Below are 15,007 nucleotides of genomic sequence, written 5' to 3' on the forward strand. Positions count from 1 at the left end.
ATCATGGATTTACTTAGTAAGAAGAATCGTATCCTACTAAAAGAACTCATAAAAACAGACTTTAAGCTGCGTTATCAAGGCAGTGTCATCGGCTACCTCTGGTCAATTTTAAAGCCGTTGTTGCTCTTTATGATCATGTATTTGGTCTTCATCCGCTTTCTGCGTTTAGGCGGAGATGTGCCTCATTTCCCTGTAGCACTTTTGCTAGCTAATGTAGTCTGGTCCTTCTTTATGGAAGCGACTAGCATGGGGATGGTTTCTATTGTTACTCGTGGCGATTTGTTGCGTAAGCTGAATTTTTCAAAATCAATTATTGTCTTATCAGCAGTCTGCGGAGCCCTAATTAATTTTGGAATTAATCTAATTGTTGTGCTGATTTTTGCCTTGGTCAATGGTGTTCATATTGGTTGGGATGCTGTCTTTTCCATTCCACTCTTCTTTGAGCTCTTTATCATGGCTTGGGGTGTGGCTCTCTTATTGGCAACTCTCTATGTCAAATTCCGTGATATTGGCCAAATTTGGGAGGTTGTTCTTCAAGCAGGGTTATATGCGACTCCGATTATCTATCCTCTGACCTTTATTACTAATCAAGGAGCTAAAGGAGTATTAGCGGGTAAGGTTATCATGCTTAATCCTTTGGCACAGATGATTCAGGACCTGCGTTATCTCTTGATTGATAAAGCCAATTTGACTATCTGGAATTTAATCAATCACTGGTGGTATTATGCTATTCCTTATGTCTTACCATTTATCATTTTTGCTATTGGTTTGACAATCTTTAATCGTAGTTCTAAGAGATTTGCGGAGATACTATAATGACAACAGAAAATAATATTGCAGTAAAGGTTGACCATGTCAGCAAATATTTTAAATTGCCTGTTGAAGCCTCTAACAGTCTGCGGACAACAATGGTCAATCGTTTTAAAGGTGTGAAAGGTTACAAGGAGCAGCATGTGCTGCGTGACATCAATTTTGAAGTGGAGAAAGGTGATTTCTTTGGAATTGTCGGTCGAAATGGCTCGGGCAAATCTACGCTTCTAAAAATTATTTCGCAGATTTATGTACCGGAAAAGGGTTCTGTGACCATTGATGGAAAATTAGTTTCTTTTATCGAATTAGGTGTTGGCTTTAACCCTGAATTGACAGGTCGTGAGAATGTTTATATGAATGGGGCCATGCTAGGCTTCTCAACTGAAGAAGTTGATGCCATGTATGATGATATTGTTGAGTTCGCTGAGCTTAAAGAGTTCATGAATCAAAAACTCAAGAATTACTCAAGCGGGATGCAGGTTCGCCTAGCCTTCTCTGTTGCTATTAAAGCGCAAGGTGATATTCTCATTCTTGATGAAGTTTTAGCTGTCGGTGATGAATCTTTTCAACGTAAATGTAATGATTATTTCATGGAGCGTAAAGAGAGCGGTAAGACTACAATCCTTGTTACCCATGATATGGCGGCTGTTAATAAGTATTGTAATAAGGCAGTCCTGATTGATGATGGCTTGATTAAAGCTTATGGTGAACCTTTCGCTGTTGCCAATCAATATAGCTTGGACAATTTTAGTGTAGAAATCCCAGAAACTGATGAGGTTGATGATGAGGAAGTTAAAGAAGCTAAAGTTATTGACAATTTTAGTGCTAAGCTTCTAACCAAGGAAGTCGTATCACCTGATGAAGATATCGAAATTGAGTTTTCTTATGATATTCTAAAAGAAGATTTTGATACTTACATTGCCCTGTCATTTGTGGATATTTCTGATGGAATTGGCCTTTATAATGATAATTCATGGAATTATAAATTAACAGGTGTAGGTCACCATAGGATAATTTATAAGTGTAGGTTACCCTATTTTAATACTGTAAAATTACGAGTTCAAGCGAATGTTCGTGATGAAAATAATCGTGATATAACAGTCTTATCAATGTCGAAACCCCCAGTATTTACGGTACGAAGAGAGATTGATGAAAATAATTTTTCTTTGAAAGATTCTTCAACTGGCTTGTTGGAGAGACAAGGTGACTGGGTCAAATAATAACAGCGGGGTTAGGATAATGCGAGTACTATTTATTTCACCTGTCGGTGCTTTCTTTAGTGGAGCAGAGGTGGCTGCTGGGAACTTGATGCGTTATTTGCAAATGCAGGGTCATCAAGTTTATAATGTCATTCCTGATAATGGTGAACACGCTGATAATGACTATCTAAAATTTATGGAAGACCATCACATTGAGCTTTTTCAACTTAAAACGAATAAGTGGTGGTGGCCAGAAGCTTATCAGCTTGAACAGACTGATCTTGCCAGTGTTTTTGCTTACCAGCATAAAAATATTTTTCAGATTCGCCAGCTAATAAATAATAAGCAGATTGACCTAGTTATTTCAAACACTGTTAATGTTTTTCAAGGTGCCATGGCTGCGGCATTGGAATCTGTAGCTCACTACCAAATTATTCATGAATTTCCAATCGGTCAGTTTAGTTATTACAAAGAAAAAGTTGAGCTAATTAATCATTTATCGGATAAAATATTTGCTGTCACAGGAGAACTTTATCGAGAATTAGGTCAATATTTTCCGCAAAAAAAGCTTTATCCCTTTATCCCTTATTCACAACTTGATATATTTCCACTGAAAAATGTAAAAAACTATAGAATCGTTTCGATTGGCGGTATTAATCAATGGAAAAATCAGTTAGAACTCATTCAAGCCTATGAAAAATTAACTATTTCTGATATTGAGCTTGTTTTCATAGGGAACTGGGAACCAGATTATAAAAAGGAACTGGATAATTATATCTCCGAAAAAGGACTTGATAATATCACTTTTCTTGGATACCAAAAGTCACCTTTTTCAATATTGACAGACAAAGACATATTAGTCCTACCTTCTAAGATAGAAACGTTTGGCTTAGTCTATGTTGAATCCATTCTGTCGGGTGTTCCAACAATTGTTTCAGATAATCTGGGACATAAAACAGTTAGTGAGTATTTTGGTACGAAAAATCAGTATCCTTTAGGAGATACTATGGTCTTAGCTAACAAAATTAGCTGGCTACTTGAAAATTTTGAAAGTGAGAAACAACTTGCTTTGGAGTTGAGTCAAAAGGCTAGAGAACTTTATACTCTTGAAAAGACTTCTCAAATTTTCCTTGACGAAATGGTGGATATCCATAGAACGGAGTCCAGAAAGGATTTCAAAGCATTAAATCATTTTTTCGGTTGGGATTTACCTTTCCCTTTGTTAGAGAGCGTTTCTAATCAAAAAGTAACTATATATCATAGTAATGAGCAGCCATATTATAAGAAAGAGACTTATGAAATTATGGCAAAGGATGATCTAACCATTGAAGTTGGCCTAGCTGACTTTATCAGAATTGATTTAACAGAGGAAGCTGGTCTTTATGATGAAGCAATAATGGTTGATCAGGTGACTGGTAAAGTATTGGAACCTGTTCATTCTAATGCTTTTAGACTAAGGGATAGGTTTTTGTTTCTAGATAAAGATCCTCAACTGGTTTATGATACATCAATGTTGCACCATCACAAGCTAACTTTTTCGTATGTAAAAGGTGAATTTAGCGAGTTAACTGAGAATGTTCAAGAATACATAGATGATAAATTGGAGCTTACTCGCTTGGTAGATATTGAAGCTAGATATCAGAACTTAGAACGTGAATACAGTTCGGTCGTCCACTCTCGCCGTTGGACCCTTACAACTAAAATCATCAATTTCTTTAGGAGAAAATAAAACATGAAGCGTTTGCTTTTGTATGTTCATTTTAATAAATTTAATCGCCTGAGTTCGCATGTCCATTATCAATTGGAGAAAATGCGGCCGCTCTTTAGCAAGGTAGTCTTCATTTCTAATAGTTCCTTTAAAACAGCGGACCAAGCTATGCTCAAAGAGCAAGGTTTAATTGATGATTTCATCCAGCGTGAGAATAGTGGTTTTGACTTTGCAGCATGGCGTGATGGTATGGTTCAAGTCGGGTGGGAGAACTTAGCAGGTTATGACTCTGTTACAACTATGAACGATACCTGTTTTGGCCCTCTATGGGATTTGGGATCGATCTATCAAAAGTTTGAGACTGACCCTAATGTTGATTTCTGGGGACTGACCAATCATCGAAAGACCAAGAGCTTTCCTGAACATATCCAGAGCTACTTTATCAGTTTCAGTCAAAAGGTAGTTACTTCATCAGCTTTTCTTGATTTCTGGCAAGGAATTGAAGATTTTACAGATGTCCAAGAAGTTATTGGGCAGTATGAAACCCGAGTAACAACAGCTTTGACCGATGTAGGCTTCAAGTATGATGCAGTTTTTAACACGCTTAAGACTTCCACAGAAGGAATGCTACATCCTGATTTTAGTTATTACAATCCGACAGCTATCCTTGATGCTCGGGTGCCTTTTATCAAGGTGAAGACCATCGATGCTAACCAGTCTATTACCCCTTATATCCTTAATCAAATTGAGGGAAGTTCGGACTACCCTGTGGATCTAATTGTCAGTCATATGACTAATATCAGTCAGCCTGATTTACCTTATCTTCTAGCTCGTAAATATCTGGGGAAGACATCTGAAGTAAATCTACCGGCAACTTGTAAGGTTGCTGTTCACCTTCATGTTTTCTATGTGGATCTTTTGCAAGAATTTTTGGACGCCTTCAAGTCTTTCCACTTTATCTATGACCTCTTTATTACAACAGATAGGGAAGAGAAACAGTCCGAGATCAAGACAATATTAGAGCAGAATCGAGTTCTAGCCCAAATCTTTGTGACTGGCAATATTGGCCGTGATGTTCTGCCTATGTTAAAATTGAAGGAACAGCTTAAAAAGTATGACTATATTGGTCATTTCCACACCAAGAAATCCAAGGAAGCAGACTATTGGGCTGGCCAATCATGGCGGCAAGAATTGATTGCTATGCTAATTAAGCCAGCGGATAAAATTCTGACTCAGATGGTTAGTAATGACAGACTTGGAATTGTCATTGCTGATATGCCAACCTTCTTTCGTTTCAATAAAATTGTCGTGGCCTGGAATGAAAATCTCATTGCTCCTGAAATGGAAAAGCTCTGGGAAAAGATGGCTTTGAAAAAGTCTATTAATTTCGAGTCCATGGATACCTTTGTTATGAGCTACGGTACTTATGCTTGGTTTAGATACGATGCTCTTAAGCCCCTCTTTGATTTGAATTTAACAGATGAAGATGTTCCGGCAGAGCCTTTGCCGCAAAATTCTATTCTCCATGCTATTGAGCGCCTATTGATTTACATCGCTTGGGCTGGCCACTATGATTACCGTATTTCACAAAATCCGATTACTATGACACCTTTTATTGAGAACAAGATGCTCAATACACGTGCCAATAGTAGCCCAAATACTTATGTCGATTTTACCTATATGGGAGGAATTAAGGGAGCTTTGAAGTATATTATTATCGGACCGGCTCGGGCGGTGAAGTATATTCTGAAGAGGCTTTTTAAAAGTAAACTATGAGAAAAATTATTAAGGATATAGATTGGTACAAGATTTTGCACATTGTGCTTATTTGTCTTTTTGTCTTTTGCATCAGTTTCTTCTTAGTCAATCAGCAGCTGTTGCAGGGTCATCGTGCTCACAAGCTGTTGAAGGCCTTTAGGGCATCCAGTGCTCTCAATGATGCTCTGTACGGAATCTCTATACTTGGATTAGCCGTCTATGTCAGTCGGGGATTGAAATGGTGGCTTTGGCTGCAGTATGGGCTTGGCTACCTAGGTTACCTCTTTGTCTCTTATTTTTTATTAGTAACGAGAAATCTTAATAATGGTAAATTTAAGTGGGAACGATTCAGTCATAATGATTTCTTTCAGTCTAAAACACTGTTAACTGTTTTAGGTATCTTAGTCCTAGCGGGAGTCATTCAGTTTTTGTCGGATAAACTGCGTGAAAACTATAAGAAGAATCAATCTAAACATTCAAAATTAGAAGATAGTCTGCTTAGTCTAGACAAGCCCTTGAAACATTATAAGAGTTATCAGTTGCCCGTATTCGCTTTTCTTGGGATGGCTATTGTCAATGATCATTTAACTATCGCTGCTATGAAACCGTCTCTTTTAAGTCTCATTAAGAAAGCAGAGCTTCCTGATTATGCTTGGGCGATGGGGGTAAATTTGATTATCTGTCTGGTATTGTATTCGGCCTTGTGCTTTGTGGTTGCTAAGGGGATCGCCGATGCTATGAAAAAACGGGCGTCTATCTCATTAGCAGTAGCAACAAGTTTTTTACTAGCGATTATCTTTAACTATATTTTTCAAGCGACTATTAAGGCGGATGGACCTATACTAGGCCGGTATATTTTTCCAGGGGCTAGTGTCTACCAAATTTTAGTTTTAGCCCTGGTCAATATTGTCTTCTATATGGTGGTTAACCGTTACCTGATTGCGACCACAACCTTGATTGCTATAGGTTCCCTGCTATCTGTTGCTAATAGTATTAAGTTCAGTATGCGTAATGAGCCAGTTTTATTTAGTGATTTAAGCTGGATCAAAGATATTGGGCTCTTGCTTTCTTATGTCAATGCGACTGCCATTTTTCTTGCTATTCTTGCTATTCTTGGTTTGGCAGGATTGACTTATTTACTTTGGAAACTCTTATCATTTAAAGATATCATCCATTTGGATTGGCGATGGAGAGTAGCTGTATCGCTTCCTATTTTAGTGCTTTTTACTACAGTAGTCACGATTTTTGGCCAACAGGATAATGGGAAGATTGCAAATAATATTCCGATTTTATCTAGTCTCAACAATACAGAAAATATTGAGTGGATGGGACAGTCTGTGGTGGCAAGGGAGCGTTCTTTAATGTTCGTTTGGACTAAGCAGCTGACTTCCTCTAAGATGGAAAGACCCTCAGGTTACAGCAAAAATACTATAGAGAAACTTGCTCAAGAATATACTCAAAAGGCTGATGTTATCAACAAAGGCCGAAAAGGTAGTATTTCAGATCAGACAGTTATCTTTGTTTTGAGTGAAAGCTTTGCAGATCCTAGTCGTTTATCAGATGTCAGCCTTAATCGTGACCCTATTCCGTATATTAAGTCAGTTAAAAAGAATTATACAAGCGGTCTAATGAAGGCAGATTCTTACGGTGGTGGTACAGCCAATATGGAATTTCAATCATTGACTGGATTGCCGATGTATAATTTATCATCATCTATTTCGACGCTTTATACTGAAGTTGCTCCTGAAATGAAGCGAATGCCTTCAATTAGTGATTCCTTTGAGTCAAAAAATAAGATTGCCATTCATTTGGGTGATGCTAACATGTATTCACGCAAATCAATTTATCGACATCTTGGATTTGATGAATTTATTGCAGCTGATGGTGGGACAAAAAAAGCTAAACATTTGGGAACTCTAGGAGTTTATCCAAGTGATGCTAATACCTATCAGACCGTTACAGATAATATCAATCCTTCGCAGAATCAATTTTTCTCGGTTATTACCTATCAAAACCATGCACCTTGGAATTATACAGATAAAACACCATACGGTGGTTCTGGTAAAGGATTTGATCCAGCTGAGAATAGTTATACCAATAATTATGCAAAAGAATTAAAACAAACTGATGATGCAACGAAAGAGTTTTTGAGTGAGTTATCCAAATTAGACAAAAAGGTAACAGTTGTCTTTTATGGGGATCACTTGCCAGGTTTCTATCCGGATAGTACGTTTAAAGATAAACCAGAAACTCAGTATCAGACAGATTACTTTATCTGGAGTAATTATCCTACTCCTAAACAAAACCACCCTTATATTAATTCCAGTGATTTTTCAGCAGAGTTGTTGTTGACAACGTCAACAAAGGTATCTCCTTATCAGGCTTTGTTAACAGAAGTGATGGATAATGCCAGCATTGATAAAAAGCATACAACTAAGAAACAGAAAAAAGTAGCACATGATCTAAAGTTGATCGAATACGACTTGATTTCTGGTAAGGGGTATATAGCTTCAAATGACGATTTCTTTAAAGTAAAGGGAGAAAAGTAGCGTGAAAAAATTTTATTTGCCAGTATATTATTGCTTTATGAGTTTACTCTTTACATTGCAGTCCATTGTCTATATCAATGATGTGGGAGATCAGATTAGTTTTGCTCGTTTGTCTAGACGTTATGGTTTCTTTGAGTTTGCTATCCACCGCTACGAAGTGTGGTCAAGTCGTCTCCTCATTGAGTCAGTTACCATGTTTATGTCAGCTCATTATCTAATTTTTGATATCACGATGCTGATTGCTGTAGCTGCATTCTTTTATTGTTTTAATGGTATTTTCCTAAAGGATGATAAATATTGGGGACTTCGTTTTATTATTCCAGCTCTATTCTTATTGGTTTTCCCAAGTATCTTTTTCACCAGTGCAGGCTTAATTGCAACAGTAACTAACTATCTTTTTCCGATGATTGCTTTTGTGATAGCTTGGTATTGTCTGGAGCAAAAAAAGATTAAGTGGTTGCTTACATCTTTTCCTTTTATGATTTTCGCCTGTATGCAAGAGCAGTTTACAATTTTTGCTCTGATTATTTTTGCTTTTCTGTTGCTTAAAACTTGGCTTATTCATAAGCAGATAAATGCCTATTATTTATCAGCTGTGGTAATAGCGTTTGTGGGGACTATTTCTGCTTTAGTAGCACCAGGTTCTGCTCATCGTACGATGATTGAGTCTAAAACTTGGTATCCTGGTTTTGACAAGTTATCTTTAGTCGTTAAAGTAGCTAAAGGCTATATGGAAACTAATCGTGTTTTATTTGTTACCTCAGAGCTAACGATTATTTACTTACTGCTCATAGCTGCTCTCGTTTTGGCTTTGCTTAAGCGGCGGTATGTTTCATCAGTTATGTCAGGCGCCGTTCTTTATACAATTTTAACGAATCGTCTGGGAAGTACAAGTCTATTAACGGCTGTGCAAAGGGTTAATGATTTTCAAAGCCAGCAGCCAATTACCAAATTTAGCTTTAAGGCAAATCTTTATCCATTGTCTCTGTATACTATTTTGTTAGCAGTGATTGCTATTTCTGTTTTCTTGATATTTGAAAATCGATGGCAGGCGGGAACGGCTATAGTTGTTTTAGCAGTTGGCTATGTTGCTCGGATGACAGTATCTCTATCACCGACAATCTATGCTTCAGGGCTGCGAACCTACACACCGCTTATTTTTTCTGGACTTATTATTATGATGATGATATGTTGCGAATTTATTGATACGATCAGTTTGCAAAGGAAATGAAAGGGCCGTAGTCTTCCCCAATAGTTGATGTAGTAGAGGTAAAACATCATATAAAAGGGTGTTTTCGAGAGTTATTTTCGATCGCCTTTTTGTTTTTTAGGAGAGTCATATGAAATTTCTATCTATATTAGGACAGAGAGCAATTCTCTTGTGGTCTTTGCTTGTTTCTATTTTATTTAGTCTGTCGAGTTTATTGATTAGGACAATAATGCCAATGGATGGCTCTGAAATGTCCCAGATTTGGCATACCAATATAGTCTTTTTTATAATGTTGGTTATTTTTGTGGGCTTATTTCTGTTTCTTATATACCTATCTCAATATTTGAAGGCGTCACATTTATTTTTGCTGGGAAGTGCTTTGTACCTCTTGTTGGGAGCCTATTTGATATTCCATCAAAATGATATGATTAGGCACGATTCTCTTCAGGTTTTGGAAAGTGCTAAAGCTATGAATAGAGGAGATTTTTCGCAATTAACTGATTTAACAGGTTACCTGCATAGGTTTCCTCATCAATTAGGTTTAGTGTCATTTGAGCGTTTAATACTTATATTTTTTGGAAATAATAATGTCAAAATCTTTTTTGTTATTAATTTGCTCATGGCTATTGCTGATAATTTTTTATTATGGCAAATGACGGAGAATGCCTTTCATAATTCTAAGGTGACAAAAATTACTATTATTTTATCTTTTATCTTCTTGCCCCACCTGTTCTTTATTTTATTTGTTTATGGCTTAACGTATGGTCTCTTTTTTGCCATGCTAGGATTATATAATTTTCAGCTTTATCTTCAAAAGAGAACTTGGTTAAGCTTAGGATTGACAGTGATATTTTTAAGCTTATCTAATCTGATTCGCAGTAATAATAGCATCTTAATTTTAACAGTTTTGGTTGTGGCTATCTTGGATATTTTGAGTAACCATTTGAAAAAGAGTGTGATATTAGTTCTCGCTTTGATTTTATTCGTGATAGTAGCGAATAAAGTTATTGGGTGGCATTATAACACATCAAAAATTGAAGGAGAGCCTAAAATTGCTTGGGTAGCGATGGGATTAGATGATAAGTCTAATATTTACCACCGTATTCCAGGATGGTATAATGCTTACCTTGAAGATGTTTACGTCAAATACAAAGGCGACCCTGATGAAATTAAAAAGGATAGTCATAGGTTAATTGCAAGACGTTTAAAAATTATGCAGGATAATCCTGATTATGGATTTACATTTTTCAAAAATAAGTTTTTATCAACATGGACGGATAGCCTATTTGAATCTATTTGGTCTGGGCCAGTGACCAAGATGCCAGTAGAAAATCAGAAGATTTCGGGACGTCTGATGGTTAGTATTTACGAAGGAGGTCTTGCTTTTCGTTTAATTTATTATTTCTCTGCTTTACTACTATTTATCGTCTATTCAGCAGTTTTACCATTTTTATTTAATCAGTGGCGAATAATCAAAGAGGAAGAGAATAGATTATTCTTATTGGTTCCTCTTGTTTATCTATCAGGCGGTCTGATTTTTCATTTATTATGGGAAACCAAGAGTCAATACGTTTATCCTTATGTTTATTTGTTGCTTCCTCTGTCAGCATTTGGACTTTATTCCTTGTATAATAAGGTAAAAGACATTTTTAAAAGACATTTTTTTCCAGGCAGATAGGGCTATTTTTGCTAATAAGATTATTGGTATGTTATACTAAACAGGAGTTAGTTTAATTAGTGTAACAGGTATAAGAAAATGCAAAAGTCACCTGGTTGTTGTGCGCTGTTACAACGAAGAAGAATTGATTTTACTTTTTAATTGATAGATCTAAGTATACATTGTAGGTTCTAGGAGAAGTGGTCAGTTATCCCAATGCTTAGTTAGTCTCATTTTGCATAATTCTGGAAAGGAAGTTGGACTTTTAGCGAGTCTTGAAAAAGTGTGTGGTGACTGATCCTCCTTGTTTGGAATTTTTATCTGAGAGGTGTACAAGAAGATTAAAAAAGGCGTATTATTGGGCGAGGTGGACAAGATTGGAAAGTGGCCCCTATCGTTGTTCTTTGCTAATTTTTGTCGAGATTAAACATCAGTTCTTTTACACTATTAAAGAGTGAGCAGCATTTCAAATGGCTATTTTGTTGCTTGGCAGTGAAGGTTAGAGAGAGGAATTGAAATGACTATAAAACCTAGGTTATGTATTGTTATCCCTTGCTATAATGAGGAAAAAGTCCTTCCTATTACAGAGCCAATCTTTGTAAAAAAATTGCTTGAGTTAATTGATAAGGGAAAAATTTCAGAAGATAGTAGAATTTTATTTGTAAATGATGGTAGTAAAGATAAGACTTGGGCGTTAATTGAGAATTATGCTAATGAGTCTGCGTATATCACTGGAATTTCTCAAAGCAGAAATCGTGGACATCAAAATGCTGTTTATGCAGGACTTATGGAGTCCAAAGATAAGTTTGATATTACTATTTCTATTGATTGTGATGGTCAAGATGACATTAATGCAATGGACCAGATGGTAAATGAGTATTTAGATGGCTCTGAGATAGTTTACGGTGTTCGAGATAACCGTGATACTGATACTTTTTTCAAAAAAGCAACTGCTCAAGGCTTTTACAAAGTCTTAAATTTAATGGGTGTTGAATCAGTCTATAATCATGCTGATTATCGCTTAGTTTCCAGTAAGGTTTTGAGAGAATTTGCAAACTTTAAAGAAGTAAATCTCTTCTTAAGAGGGATGTTTCCGCTAGTCGGTTTTAAGAGTACGAGTGTTTTTTATAAACGCCATGAGCGTCTTGCTGGCGAGTCTAAATATCCTTTAAGTAAAATGATAAATCTTGCTATTGATGGTATTACAAGCTTGAGTGTGAAGCCTATCCGTTTAATTGCTGGTCTTGGTTTGATTGTAGCGGGCTTTAGTTTTTTAGCGATCGTTTGGATCTTAGTTCAATACTTTTTGGGGCATACTGTTAGTGGATGGGCAAGTAATTTGGCTTTAGTAATGATGGTTTCTGGTATACAATTGGTTAGCTTGGGAGTCATTGGTGAGTACATTGGAAAAATTTACTTGGAAGTCAAAGAACGGCCTAAGTATATCATTTCTGATAGAGTAGGCGATAAAGCTAGTAAAAAAGGTTAGTAGTTGCTAATTAAGTTGTTAAAATCTAATATTACAATTAGAGTTTCTTTAGCTGAAACTCTTTTTTTGCCTACTTGTCAACTGTAGTAGGAATATGATAATTATTTGTAGGAAATTTTTAGTTTTTTTTACAACTCAAGATAATTTTCTGACATTCTTAGAATTTTTAAGTCTTTTTAAAGGGGGGGGGAGAGTATACTATACTCGTACTGCGCAGTGCTAATACGGTATTTCTAAGCTATATCATGATTAATTAACTTTGTTGGTTTACCTTTTATCAGGCTGATTTATACTTTTTTCCATTTTTTATCATTGGTTTACGAATAACTTAAGTGGAGGAGCCTTTGTTAGTAAGTTAGTGATAAGTGGCCTTTGACTCAAAGGCTTGGTTCTTGTCCAGTTATGCTAGAAGGTGCAGTCCAAACTATTATAAAAGTGGGAAGTGATTTATGGTTCGTTAATTTGATGATAAAAAATATTGAAGCCCTATTTCACTATTTAAAAAGGAGTTATTATGACACAAGACAGAAGGAAAATGCGCAAGCACGAACTCAAAAGACAGGCTTATCTAGCTGGGCTTACGACAATGGCGGTGGGAGCTGTAGCTCTGACATCAGGATTTGTTCATGCTGATGAACAGACAGTGGCTACTAATCCATCATCAGATGGCGTCAACTTAATTACTCAGCAAGGTACTAATCAAGGACAGGTTCAAGGGCAAACAGATCAGGTAATTACAGGTAGTCAGGTTGATTCTGAGAATCAGCAGCAAGTTCAGGGCACAACAAATCAACTTATTCAAGATTCAGCAAATGAAAGTCAAATCGGAGTTGAACCAGAAAAAGTTTCTGCAATTCCTGAAGAAAATATTCAAGCCAATTCTGAAGTTAGCGCTGCACAAGATGTTTCCGCAAAACCAGAAATGGCTCAGGAGGTAATGGAAAAGAGTCAAGAAGAGAATTCGGCTGTTAAAAAAGCATCGGTTGTTACTGTTGTGGAAAGAAAATCTATTAATACGGTATCTGCCGCAAGAGGCGATGATTACCCAGCTTATCTAAAAAACGCTGCACCAGATAGTGTGATTGACCCTTGGCGACTTTATAATCGAGAATGTACATCATTTACAGCATGGCGCTTAAGCTCTGTTAATGGTTTTACCATTCCTGGCGCCTACGGTAACGGTGGCCAATGGGGCTATCGGGCGCGACGTGAAGGGTACCGTGTTGATAATAATCCTGCCATTGGTTCTGTTGGTTGGTTAGATGATGGTTCTTACGGACATGTTGCCTGGATTTCAAATGTAATAGGTGATAATGTTGAAATTGAGGAATATAATTATGGCTGGAATTACAACTATCATAAACGTATAGCCCATAAAAGCGCTTTTACAGGATATATACATTTCAAGGATTTGGTAGTTACTTCAAAACCAACCGATGGTCGATATGATATTGCTACTTTAGTGCCAAGTGATAGAACCATATCAGATGGGGATTATCATATTGTTCTTGCATCTAACCCTGAGTTTGGAATAGATGTTTCTGGAGCAGGTTCTGCAAATGGGACTAATATTCAACTTTATAGAAATACTACATTTGATAATCAGATATTTACTGTTTCTTTCTTAGGAGATGGCTTTTATAAACTTATTCATAAGGCTACAGGGAAAGCTTTAGATGTAAATGCTGGATCAACTGAAAATGGAACTAATGTGCAACTATGGGAATCAAATGGGACAGAAGCACAGCAGTGGGTTATCAAGCAAAGTAGTGGCAATAATACGTATGAGATAGTATCACGTAGAAATGGTCTGGTTCTAGATGTTGCTAATGGCACGGTAGCTAATAATAGTAACCTACAAGTGTATATTCCCAACCAGTCGGCAGCTCAGAAGTTTAAGTTTGTAGCTGTTGATAAGGATGCAAAACGCACAGTTGCGGATGGCGATTACCATATTGTCTCTGCTTTAGATGAAAATATGGCTTTAGATGTTGAAAATGAATCAAAGGAAGATGGTGCTAATATTCAAATTTACCCTAATCTGACTAATTCTAAGGAAGTCTTTCATGTGCAATATCTGAATAATGGCTATTACACGATTACTCATACCTACTCAGGTAAAATGATTGATGATTCAGGCAATGGAACTTTTAATGGAAATAATATTTCGATAATCACACCTAATGGCTCTGAAAGTCAGCAATGGATGATTAAGGCAAGTACTATTAATGGCTTTTTTGAAATAGTTTCCAAGCATAAGGATAAAGTTTTAGATATTTCTGGAGGTGTTGCTAATCCAAGGACAAATGTGCAGCTTTATTCTCGCAACAATACTAAGGCACAAGCTTGGAAATTCATTCCGGTGAAGAAGGATTAAATCAGATCAACTGAAAAAGTCACGAGCTAATTGTTATTAGTTTGTGGCTTTTTAGAAAGATATCCTGTGTTTATACTCAGTTAAAATCAAAACTTTCATTTTCGCTTCTTTCTTAAAAAGTGCGGACGCAAGAAGAAATTATCCAGTGGATGATTTCTTGGAATCCAAGGAGTTTCATTGCTATATTTTGAGCCTAATCTAAGATACAAAGGGCGTTAAAAACGACTAGGATTTTAGGAAGGTGACGCCG

The 15,007-nt window shown here is 36.5% G+C and carries 9 protein-coding genes; all 9 read left to right on the top strand.

Features of this window, described 5'->3' with window-relative positions:
- The first annotated feature begins 3 nt into the window (after nucleotides 1–3).
- Nucleotides 4–816: an ABC transporter permease gene (locus tag G7Y32_RS01390; RefSeq protein WP_165209590.1), complete on the top strand. Its 813-nt coding sequence runs from the start codon at nucleotides 4–6 to the stop codon at nucleotides 814–816.
- Nucleotides 816–2,030: an ABC transporter ATP-binding protein gene (locus G7Y32_RS01395; protein ID WP_165209593.1), complete on the top strand. Its 1,215-nt coding sequence runs from the start codon at nucleotides 816–818 to the stop codon at nucleotides 2,028–2,030. The genes G7Y32_RS01390 and G7Y32_RS01395 overlap by 1 nt, the downstream gene beginning before the upstream one ends.
- Nucleotides 2,014–3,738, top strand: a complete 1,725-nt coding sequence (locus tag G7Y32_RS01400) for a glycosyltransferase family 4 protein (protein WP_241154186.1) — start codon at nucleotides 2,014–2,016, stop codon at nucleotides 3,736–3,738. The genes G7Y32_RS01395 and G7Y32_RS01400 overlap by 17 nt, the downstream gene beginning before the upstream one ends.
- Before the next feature lie 3 nt (nucleotides 3,739–3,741).
- Nucleotides 3,742–5,493, top strand: coding sequence for a rhamnan synthesis F family protein (locus G7Y32_RS01405; protein WP_165209596.1), 1,752 nt, complete (start codon nucleotides 3,742–3,744; stop codon nucleotides 5,491–5,493).
- A complete protein-coding gene (locus G7Y32_RS01410; RefSeq protein WP_165209599.1) occupies nucleotides 5,490–8,024 on the top strand; it encodes an LTA synthase family protein in 2,535 nt (844 codons plus the stop codon). The genes G7Y32_RS01405 and G7Y32_RS01410 overlap by 4 nt, the downstream gene beginning before the upstream one ends.
- 1 nt (nucleotide 8,025) lies before the next feature.
- On the top strand, nucleotides 8,026–9,255 hold the full coding sequence (locus G7Y32_RS01415) for a hypothetical protein (protein WP_165209602.1): 1,230 nt from the start codon (nucleotides 8,026–8,028) through the stop codon (nucleotides 9,253–9,255).
- Between the two features lie 109 nt (nucleotides 9,256–9,364).
- Nucleotides 9,365–10,912 (top strand): hypothetical protein, encoded by a 1,548-nt coding sequence (locus tag G7Y32_RS01420; RefSeq protein WP_165209605.1) that lies wholly within the window; start codon nucleotides 9,365–9,367, stop codon nucleotides 10,910–10,912.
- Between the two features lie 496 nt (nucleotides 10,913–11,408).
- Nucleotides 11,409–12,380: a glycosyltransferase family 2 protein gene (locus G7Y32_RS01425; protein ID WP_165209608.1), complete on the top strand. Its 972-nt coding sequence runs from the start codon at nucleotides 11,409–11,411 to the stop codon at nucleotides 12,378–12,380.
- A 514-nt stretch (nucleotides 12,381–12,894) separates the two neighbouring features.
- Nucleotides 12,895–14,757 carry an RICIN domain-containing protein gene (locus G7Y32_RS01430; protein WP_165209611.1) on the top strand — a complete coding sequence of 621 codons (1,863 nt, stop codon included), beginning with the start codon at nucleotides 12,895–12,897 and terminating at the stop codon, nucleotides 14,755–14,757.
- Nucleotides 14,758–15,007: the final 250 nt, after the last annotated feature.

The organism is Streptococcus tangpeifui (genome assembly GCF_011038795.1).
GTDB classification, from domain to species: domain Bacteria; phylum Bacillota; class Bacilli; order Lactobacillales; family Streptococcaceae; genus Streptococcus; species Streptococcus tangpeifui.